This window comes from Rhizobacter sp. P1_G5 (assembly GCF_056405435.1).
The window spans coordinates 1-8442 of the sequence record NZ_JBFUCB010000237.1 but is presented as its reverse complement, the minus strand read 5'-3'; the positions used below and the strand labels follow the sequence as shown (position 1 = coordinate 8442).

The 8442-nt window shown below is 70.0% G+C and carries 8 protein-coding genes; 4 read left to right on the top strand and 4 right to left on the bottom strand.

Annotated features, from left to right (window positions below; translation table 11 throughout):
• Both aat and AC1D12_RS17160 read left to right on the top strand, forming a co-directional pair.
• Positions 1-722 (top strand): leucyl/phenylalanyl-tRNA--protein transferase (gene aat / locus AC1D12_RS17165; protein WP_477841742.1); only part of this gene is annotated, 722 nt, incomplete at its 5' end.
• Positions 719-1459, top strand: a complete 741-nt coding sequence (locus AC1D12_RS17160; RefSeq protein ID WP_477841740.1) for an arginyltransferase — start codon at positions 719-721, stop codon at positions 1457-1459. The genes aat and AC1D12_RS17160, both read left to right, overlap by 4 nt.
• 3 nt (positions 1460-1462) lie before the next feature.
• On the opposite strand, the gene AC1D12_RS17155 is transcribed toward AC1D12_RS17160, so the two are convergent.
• The 3 genes from AC1D12_RS17155 to xylB all read right to left on the bottom strand — a co-directional run bounded on the left by AC1D12_RS17155 (position 1463) and on the right by xylB (position 5464).
• Positions 1463-2581 carry an NAD(P)/FAD-dependent oxidoreductase gene (locus tag AC1D12_RS17155; protein ID WP_477825125.1) on the bottom strand — a complete coding sequence of 373 codons (1119 nt, stop codon included), beginning with the start codon at positions 2579-2581 and terminating at the stop codon, positions 1463-1465.
• Between the two features lie 75 nt (positions 2582-2656).
• Positions 2657-3970 (bottom strand): xylose isomerase, encoded by a 1314-nt coding sequence (gene xylA / locus AC1D12_RS17150; protein WP_047506051.1) that lies wholly within the window; start codon positions 3968-3970, stop codon positions 2657-2659.
• Positions 3971-3991: 21 nt separating this feature from the next.
• Positions 3992-5464 (bottom strand): xylulokinase, encoded by a 1473-nt coding sequence (xylB, locus tag AC1D12_RS17145; protein WP_477841738.1) that lies wholly within the window; start codon positions 5462-5464, stop codon positions 3992-3994.
• Between the two features lie 121 nt (positions 5465-5585).
• On the opposite strand from xylB, the gene AC1D12_RS17140 reads away from it, so the two are divergent.
• On the top strand, positions 5586-6692 hold the full coding sequence (locus tag AC1D12_RS17140; protein ID WP_052211844.1) for an ROK family transcriptional regulator: 1107 nt from the start codon (positions 5586-5588) through the stop codon (positions 6690-6692).
• A gap of 9 nt (positions 6693-6701) precedes the next feature.
• On the opposite strand, the gene AC1D12_RS17135 is transcribed toward AC1D12_RS17140, so the two are convergent.
• Positions 6702-6956: a hypothetical protein gene (locus AC1D12_RS17135; RefSeq protein WP_047506047.1), complete on the bottom strand. Its 255-nt coding sequence runs from the start codon at positions 6954-6956 to the stop codon at positions 6702-6704.
• A 260-nt stretch (positions 6957-7216) separates the two neighbouring features.
• On the opposite strand from AC1D12_RS17135, the gene pstS reads away from it, so the two are divergent.
• Positions 7217-8269 (top strand): phosphate ABC transporter substrate-binding protein PstS, encoded by a 1053-nt coding sequence (pstS, locus tag AC1D12_RS17130; protein WP_477826390.1) that lies wholly within the window; start codon positions 7217-7219, stop codon positions 8267-8269.
• The last annotated feature ends 173 nt before the right edge of the window (positions 8270-8442 follow it).

Here is an 8442-nt window from a genome sequence, read left to right as displayed (position 1 = left end):
ATACACGCCAGGCGTTGCCGCCCGGCTCGGACGCACCCGGGCTGCTGGCCGCCGGCGGCGAGCTGACGCCCGAGCGCCTGACCGAGGCCTACAGCCACGGCATCTTCCCGTGGTACAGCGAGGGCCAGCCGGTGCTGTGGTGGTCGCCCGACCCGCGCATGGTGCTGCCGGTGGCCGAATTCAAGCTGTCGCGCTCGCTGCGCCAGACGCTGCGCCGCTTCGCGCGCGATCCCGGCTGCGAGCTGCGCATCGACAGCGATTTCGCATCGGTGATCGGTGCCTGCGCCGGCACGCCCCGCGAGGGCCAGGACGGCACCTGGATCCTGCCGGAGATGGTGCAGGCCTACTGCCGCTGGCATGCGCTCGGCGCGGTGCACAGCTTCGAGACCTGGATCGACGGGCAGCTGGTGGGCGGCCTGTACGGCGTGTGCCTCGGGCGGATGTTCTTCGGCGAGTCGATGTTCTCGCACCGCACCGATGCGTCGAAGATCGCGGTGTCGGGCCTGGTCGCGTTCTGCCGGGCGAACGGCATCACGCTGATCGACTGCCAGCAGCGCACCGGTCACCTGGCGTCACTGGGGGCGCGGGAGATTCCACGCGAACAATTCGAAACCGGTTTGCCCCCCAGACTCAGGGAGCCCCCGGTGCGGGAATGGTCCTATGATCCCTCGATGTGGGCGCTGCTGGATCCCGGTGCGCCCGTGCAGGGACCTGGTTCGTGACCCATCCGAAAGAGCTTCCGCTCGCCTCGCTGCAGTTCTATGCCACCGCGCCGTACCCGTGCAGTTACCTGGGCGGCCGGATGGCGCGTTCGCAGGTCGCGACACCCAGCCACCTGATCCACGCCGACGCCTACTCGGGCCTGGTCTCCAACGGGTTCCGGCGCAGCGGCATGTTCACCTACCGGCCGTTCTGCGACGGCTGCCGCGCCTGTGTGCCGCTGCGCGTGCCGGTGGCGGGTTTCGAGCCGACGCGCAGCCAGCGCCGCGCCTGGAAGCAGCACCAGGGCCTGCAGGCGCGCGTGCTCCGGCTGTGCTTCRTGCCGGAGCACTACCAGCTCTACCTGCGYTACCAGGCCGGCCGCCACAGCGGGGGCGGCATGGACAACGACAGCATCGACCAGTACACCCAGTTCCTGCTGCAAAGCCGAGTCAACTCGCGGCTGGTCGAGTTCCGCGAGCCGGCGCCCGACGGGATGGGCGCGCTGAAGATGGTGTCGATCCTCGACATCCTGAACGACGGCCTGTCGGCGGTGTACACCTTCTACGAGCCCGAGCCGCGCACCAGCTACGGCATCTACAACGTGATGTGGCAGATCGAGCAGACCCGGCTGCTGAAGCTGCGCCACGTCTACCTCGGCTACTGGATCTCCGAGAGCGACAAGATGGCCTACAAGGCCGACTTCCGTCCGCACGAGGTGCTGCTGGACGGGCAGTGGCGCGACGCGCCCGCCGAGTGAAGCTCAGGCGCCCAGCCGGCTGAGCACCTCGTCGGCCAGCGCGAGGCTGGCGGTCAGGCCCGGCGATTCGATCCCGAACAGGTTCACGAGCCCCGGCACGCCGTGCTCGGCCGGCCCGTCGATGCGGAAATCCGCCGCCGGCTCGCCCGGCCCGGCGAGCTTGGGCCGCACGCCGCTGTAGGCCGGCTGCAGCGCGCCGTCGGGCAGCGCGGGCCAGTAGCGGCGCACCTCGGCGTAGAAGGCGTCGGCGCGCGCCGGGTCCACGGTGTAGTCGATCGGGTCTTGCGTGTCGTCAGCCAGCCATTGCACGTCGGGCCCGAAGCGGGCCTGACCGCCCAGGTCCAGCGTCAGGTGCACGCCCAGGCCGGCCCGGTTCGGCAGCGGGTAGATCAGCCGCGAGAACGGCGCGCGGCCGGCCAGCGAGAAGTAGTTGCCCTTGCAGAAGCGGGCCGCCGGCTGCGCCCCGGCTGGCAGGCCCGAGGTCGATTGCGCGAGCGCCGGCGACCACAGGCCCGTGGCGTTGACGACGATGCGGGCGGCCAGTTCCATCGGCTGCTCGCCGCCGACCTCGATGACGTGCTCGCCTGGCCCCGCCTGCAGCGCCCGCACCGGCGAGGCCAGCGCCACCATGCCACCGCGCCGCTCCAGCTCGCCCTGCAGCGCGAGCATCAGGCCGTGGCTGTCGATCAGGCCGGTCGACGGCGACCACAGCGCCGCCAGGCAGGTGAGCGCCGGCTCCATCGTGCGCGCCTGCGCTGCGTCGAGCGGCACCAGGTCGTCGACACCATTCGCCGCCGCCTGCACCTGCAAGGCTTGCAGCCCGGTCAGCTGCGACGGCTCGGTCGCCACCAGCAGCTTGCCGCAGCGGCGGTGCACCACGCCGTGCGACTCGCAGAACGCGTAGAGCAGGTGCTTGCCCTCGACGCACAGCCGCGCCTTCAGCGACCCGGGCGGGTAGTAGAGCCCGGCGTGGATGACCTCGCTGTTGCGCGAGCTGATGCCGGTGCCGATGGAGGGCTGCGACTCGATCACCAGCGTCTCCAGGCCGCGCAGCGCCAACGCACGCGCCACCGCCAGCCCGACGACGCCGGCTCCCACCACCACTGCTTCGACACGGTCCATGCGGCATTGTCGCGGGGCTTCGACAAGCTCAGCCCGACCCYTCGACAGGCTCAGGACGAGCGGTGTCGGGGGAGCTCAGACGTAGCGGTTCAGCAAATTCTCCATCGCCTCCTGCCGCCCGGACTTCGGCTGCACGTCGGCGTTGCGGTCCAGCACGCGCTGCGCCACGGCGTCCAGCGTCAGCTCGCCCTTCAGCACCTGCTGGCCGAACGCGCCGCGCCAGCCGGCGTAGCGCTGCTGCACCGCCGATTCGAGCCTGCCCTCCTGGATCATCCGCTCGGCCGCCAGCAGCGCGCGGGCGCACAGGTCCATCGCGCCGACGTGGCCGTGGAACAGGTCTTCCGCATCGATCGACTGGCGCCGCACCTTGGCGTCGAAGTTCAGCCCGCCGCTCGTGAAGCCGCCGGCGCGCTGGATGTGGAACATCGCCAGCGCCATCTCCGGCAGGTTGTTCGGGAACTGGTCGGTGTCCCAGCCGCACTGCATGTCGCCGCGATTCATGTCGACCGAACCGAAGATGCCGAGCGCCGCCGCGGTCGCGATCTCGTGCTCGAAGCTGTGGCCCGACAGCGTCGCGTGGTTGGCCTCGATGTTGACCTTCACGTCGTTCTCGAGGCCGTAGGTCTTCAGGAAACCGTAGACGGTGGCGACGTCGAAGTCGTACTGGTGCTTGGTCGGCTCGCGCGGCTTCGGCTCGATCAGGATCGGCCCCTTCAGTCCGATCTTGTGCTTGTGGTCCACCGCCATCGCGAGCAGCCGGCCCATCTGCTGCAGCTCCGATTTCAGGTCGGTGTTCAGCAGCGTCTCGTAGCCCTCGCGGCCACCCCACATCACGTAGTTGGCGCCGCCCAGCCGCACGGTGGCGTCCATCGCCTCCTTGACCTGCAGCGCCGCCATCGCGAACACCTCGGGGTCGGGGTTGGTCGCCGCGCCCGACATGAAGCGCCGGTGCGAGAACAGGTTGGCCGTGCCCCACAGCAGCTTCACGCCGGTGGCCTGCTGCTTCTCGCCGAGCAGGTCGACGGTGCGGCGCAGCCACTCGACGCTCTCGCGCGGCGTGCTGCCTTCGGCCACCACGTCGCGGTCATGGAAGCAGTAGTACGGGATGCCGAGCTTGCTGAAGAAGTCGAATGCGACATCGGCCTTCACGCGCGCCTGCTCCAGCGGATCGGCGATCTGGTGCCACGGGCGCTGGAAGCTGTCGCCGCCGAACGGATCGCGGCCGTCCCACACGAAGCTGTGCCAGTAGCAGGCGGCGAAGCGCAGCTGCTCTTCCATGCGCTTGCCGAGCACCACACGGTCCTTGTCGTACCAGTGGAAGGCGAGCGGGTTGTCGCTCTCGGGGCCTTCGTACTTGATCGGCGCGATGCCTTTGAAGAACTCTGTCATGGCAATGTCTCCTGGTGAAGGTCAGGCTGCGGCAAAGGCGGCACGCAGCGTCGGGTAAAGCGACTTGAATCGGTCGTGGCGGGCCAGCAGCGCATCGCGACGCGCGGCGGGCTCGGGCAGGTACTCGGTGTTCAGCGCGGGCGCGAGGCACACCTCGGCCTCGCTGCCGCCGGTGGCCAGCCACGCCAGGCGCGCGGCGCCGAGCGCCCCGCCGGCCTCGCCGCCATGCACGGTGCGCACCGGCACGCCGTACAGCGTGGCGAACAGCTGCGCCCACAGCGGGCTGCGCGAGCCGCCGCCGACGATCGTCAGCGGGCCCACCTCGGTGCCGGCGGCCTGCAAGGCATGCAGCCCGTCGAGCATGCCGAAGGCCACGCCTTCGAGCACCGACCAGCCGAGGTGCGCCGCCGTGGTGTCGTGCGACAGGCCGAAGAACACGCCGCGCGCCGTCGCATCGTTGTGAGGCGTGCGCTCGCCGCCAAGGTAGGGCAGGAAGAGCGGCGCGGCCGCCTGGCCGGCCGCATCGAGCGCGCCGACTTCATTCAGCAGCGCGCCCTCGCCGGCCGCGCCGACGAGTTTGGTGACCCAGCTCAGGCAGCTCGCGGCCGACAGCATCACGCTCATCTGGTGCCAGCGCCCGGGCACCGCATGGCAGAACGCGTGCACCGCCGAGGCCGGGTTCGCGCGGAAGCGGTCGGTCACGACGAACAGCACGCCGCTGGTGCCGAGCGAAATGAAGCCCTCGCCCGGCCGCACCGCACCGATGCCGACCGCGCTGGCCGCGTTGTCGCCACCGCCGCCGGCCACCGGGATGCCGCGCGGCAGGCCCCAGGCATYGGCCAGCGCGTCGCGCAGCTGCCCCGACACCGCGCTGCCTTCGACCAGCCGCGGCATGCGCTGCTCGCTCAGGTTGCTCACCGCCAGCAGCTCGCGCGACCAGCGGCGCTGCGCCACGTCGAGCCACAGCGTACCGGCCGCATCGGACATCTCGCTGACCTTCTCGCCGGTCAGCTGCAGGCGCAACCAGTCCTTGGGCAGCAGCACGCAGCGCGTGCGCTCGAACAGCTTCGGCTCATGGCGCTGCACCCACAGCAGCTTGGGCGACGTGAAGCCCGGCATCGCGAGGTTGCCGGCGATCTCGGGCAGCGCCGGCAGGCGGCGCTGCAGCTCCAGGCACTCGGCCGCGGAGCGCACGTCGTTCCACAGGATGGCGGGGCGCAGCACCGCGTCGTCGGCATCGAGCAGCGTCGCGCCGTGCATCTGGCCCGACAGCCCGATGCCGCGCACGCGCGCGAACTCGGCCGGCGCCTCGGCCCGCAGCGCGGCCACCGCCGCCTCGGTCGCCGCCCACCAGTCGGCCGGATCCTGCTCGGACCAGCCCGGATGCGGCCGCGACACCGTCAGCCGCGCACCGGCCGTGGCCACGATGCGGTGATCGTCCTGCAACAGCAGAACCTTGACTTCCGAGGTGCCGAGGTCGATTCCGAGGTACATGGTGGCGGTCAAAGAAGGCCCCGATGGGGCAACGCCCGCCACTTTAGTTCATCGAACAAACAAATGCACCCCGCGCTTTCCCGAAGGCGAATCCGGCCGGGTCGGTGGCGACAATGCCCGCATGACACTCACCGGCGACCAGCACCTTGTCAAACGCATCAACCGGATGGCGCTGGTGCGCCTGCTGCGCGAGGAGCCCGGGCTGTCGCGCGCCGACCTGTCCACGCACAGCGGGCTGACCAAGTCGACGATCAGCATCCTCGCGAAGGAGCTGATCGACGAGGGCTGGCTGCTCGAAGAGGAGGCGCAGCACACCGGCAGCCTCGGGCGGCGGCCGAAGCCGTTGCGGCTGAACAGCCAGCGGCTGGCGCTGATCGGTGCCGAGCTCGGCATCGACGCGATCCAGACCGCGGCGGTGACGATCAACGGTGAGGTCATCGAGTCGATGCGTACGCCGCTGCGCTCGCTGGAGCCGCAGCTGGCCTGCCACCAGCTGATCGAGCAGGTGCTGTCGCTCGCGGCGCAGGTGCAGGAGCGCAACTACCGGCTGATGGGGATCGGGGTCGGGCTGCCGGGCGCGGTCGACGAGCGGGCTGGCGTGCTGAAGTTCGCGCCGAACATCGGCTGGCGCGACGTGGAGCTGGGCAAGCGGTTGTCGGGCGAGGCGGCGGCCGCGGGCCTGGAAGGCGTGCCGATCTATTACCAGAACGAGGCCGACCTGGCGGCGATCGGCGAGTTCGAGTTCAGCGAGGGGCCAGCCGACGATCCGCTGATCTTCCTGAGCTGCGGCATCGGCGTCGGCGCGGGCATCGTGCTGAACGACCGGCTGTTCAGCGGCGCGAGCGGACTGGCCGGCGAGGTCGGGCACACGATCCTGCAGCTCGGCGGGCCGATGTGCTCATGCGGGCGGCGCGGCTGCGCCGAGGCGCTGATCGGCGCGCGGCACATCCGGTCGCCCGACGACGTGGCGCGCGCGGGCGCCTACCTCGGCGTGCTGATCCAGAACGTGTGGATGACCTTCAACCCGACGGTGATCGTGCTCGGCGGCGAGACGGTCGAGCGCGGTGACGAGTTCCTCGACCCGGCGCTGGCGGCGGTGCAGCAGTTCGCGACCGAGGCGGGCATTGCGCCGCCGCAGATCCGCATCGCGCGGTATGGGTCACTCGCAACGGCCGTGGGCGGCGCCGCCTATGTCTTGCATTGCATGCTCAGGCCGATCTACGGCTGAGCATCAGAGTCAGGCGTGCAGTTTGTCCCAGTAGGAGGCGGCCTTGCCGACCCAGCTGCAATAGTGCGGATCGTTCAGCGCATAGAACGGAATGCCGCGCGAGACGAACTTCTCGACTTCATTGCCGAGTGAGCGGTCCCCAGCCGGCAGCCGCTCGACCTCGACCTCCAGCGCGTGCAGTGCGATCGCGCGCTGCATCGGGTTCGGTGCCATCAGGTGGCGGCGCAGGGTCTGCGAGTCGACGACAGAGGTTTCCAGGTCCATTCAAGGCTCCAACAACATGTGGAAGTGGTCCATGCAAGTTCGGCCGTTTTGCAGCCGGCTTGAGGCCACCTCTCGGGCTCCCTTGTGCAGAAGTCTTCCATGGCGACCCGTTACGTGACCGTGTGCCGGGTAACAGCGTGTTGAAGCCTGATCAGGTGCGAAGCAGTTCACGCTTCGCGACGCCCACCCTGTCGGGTTCACGCACTGTCACGCGACCGATGTATCGTCGCGCCCTCGCAGTAACCAACGGCTTTTCCGAAGTGACCACCACACGCCTTCGCCATGCTGCCCTCGCCGGCCTCCTTTCCCTCCTTGCCACGAACGCCATCGCGCAGGTGCGCGGCATCGGGGCCTCGTTCCCGTCCAAGATCTACGAACGCTGGGCCAAGACCTACGAGCAGCAGAACGCCGGTGCCGCCGTCACCTACAAGGCGACCGGCTCGGGCGACGGCGTCAAGCAGATCAGCGCACGCGCGGTCGACTTCGGCGGCAGCGATTCGCCGCTGCCCGCCGACGAACTGACGAAGCGCAAGCTGGTGCAGGTGCCGATGCTGATCGGCGGCATCGTGCCGGTGGTCAAGCTGCCCGGCATCGGCGCGAACCGGCTGCAGCTGTCGGGCGAGGTGCTGGCCGACATCATGGCCGCGCGGATCGCGAAGTGGAACGATGCACGCATCGCGGCGCAGAACCCGGGCGTCGCGCTGCCTGCGCTGCGCATCCAGCGCATCGTGCGTGCCGACCGCTCCGGTACCACCGAGGGTTTCACGCGCTACCTGTCGGAGGTGTCGCCGGCCTTCAAGACCGAGATCGGTGCCGGCCAGGCGCCGAAGTGGCCGGGCGAGGTCGCGACGGCCGAGGGCAACGACGGCATGGTGAAGGCGCTCGACGGCACTGAGGGTGGCATCGCCTACGTCAGCTACGACCGCGTCGTGAAGGACGGGCTTGCGGCGGTGCGGCTGGTCAACGGTGCGGGCGTCGCGGTGGCGGCATCGGAGGCGGGCTTCCGCGCGGCGATCCTCGACAGCGATGTCTCGCGCGCCGGCAACGACCTCGCGTCGCTGATGAACCGCCCGGCCAGCGGCGCGTGGCCGATCACGCAGACGAGCTTCGTGCTGTTCGACGCCGAGCCGGCCGATGCCGAGCGCGCCGCGCAGGGCATGCGATTCCTGTACTGGTGCCTGATGCACGGCGACGACCTGACGCGCGGCACGGGGTTTGCGCCGCTGCCGGTGAATCTGCAGGCTCGGTTGACGGCGCGGTTCGCTGGTGTGCGTGCGAAGGATGGCAAGGCGCCTCAGTACATGAATTTCTAGTTTGCTTGGCGCGGGCGCGTCGCGCGGGGGGTGAGGGACTGGGCTGGGGGCTCATGCCGAGGCGGTCGACGCCCCTGGGGGGCGCCGACTCCACGAAGAAGCTCGGCTTCGGGGGTGCATCGCCAAACTCCCTCCGCTCACTGCGTTCGCTGTGGTCAAACAGTGGCGATGAG

Excerpts from the sequence above, each read along its gene's own strand:
- AC1D12_RS17155 (WP_477825125.1), bottom strand. The coding sequence starts at position 2,581 with ATGGACCGTGTCGAAGCAGTGGTGGTGGGAGCCGGCGTCGTCGGGCTG.
- AC1D12_RS17135 (WP_047506047.1), bottom strand. The coding sequence starts at position 6,956 with ATGGACCTGGAAACCTCTGTCGTCGACTCGCAGACCCTGCGCCGCCAC.
- xylA (WP_047506051.1), bottom strand. The coding sequence starts at position 3,970 with ATGACAGAGTTCTTCAAAGGCATCGCGCCGATCAAGTACGAAGGCCCC.
- AC1D12_RS17140 (WP_052211844.1), top strand. The coding sequence starts at position 5,586 with ATGACACTCACCGGCGACCAGCACCTTGTCAAACGCATCAACCGGATG.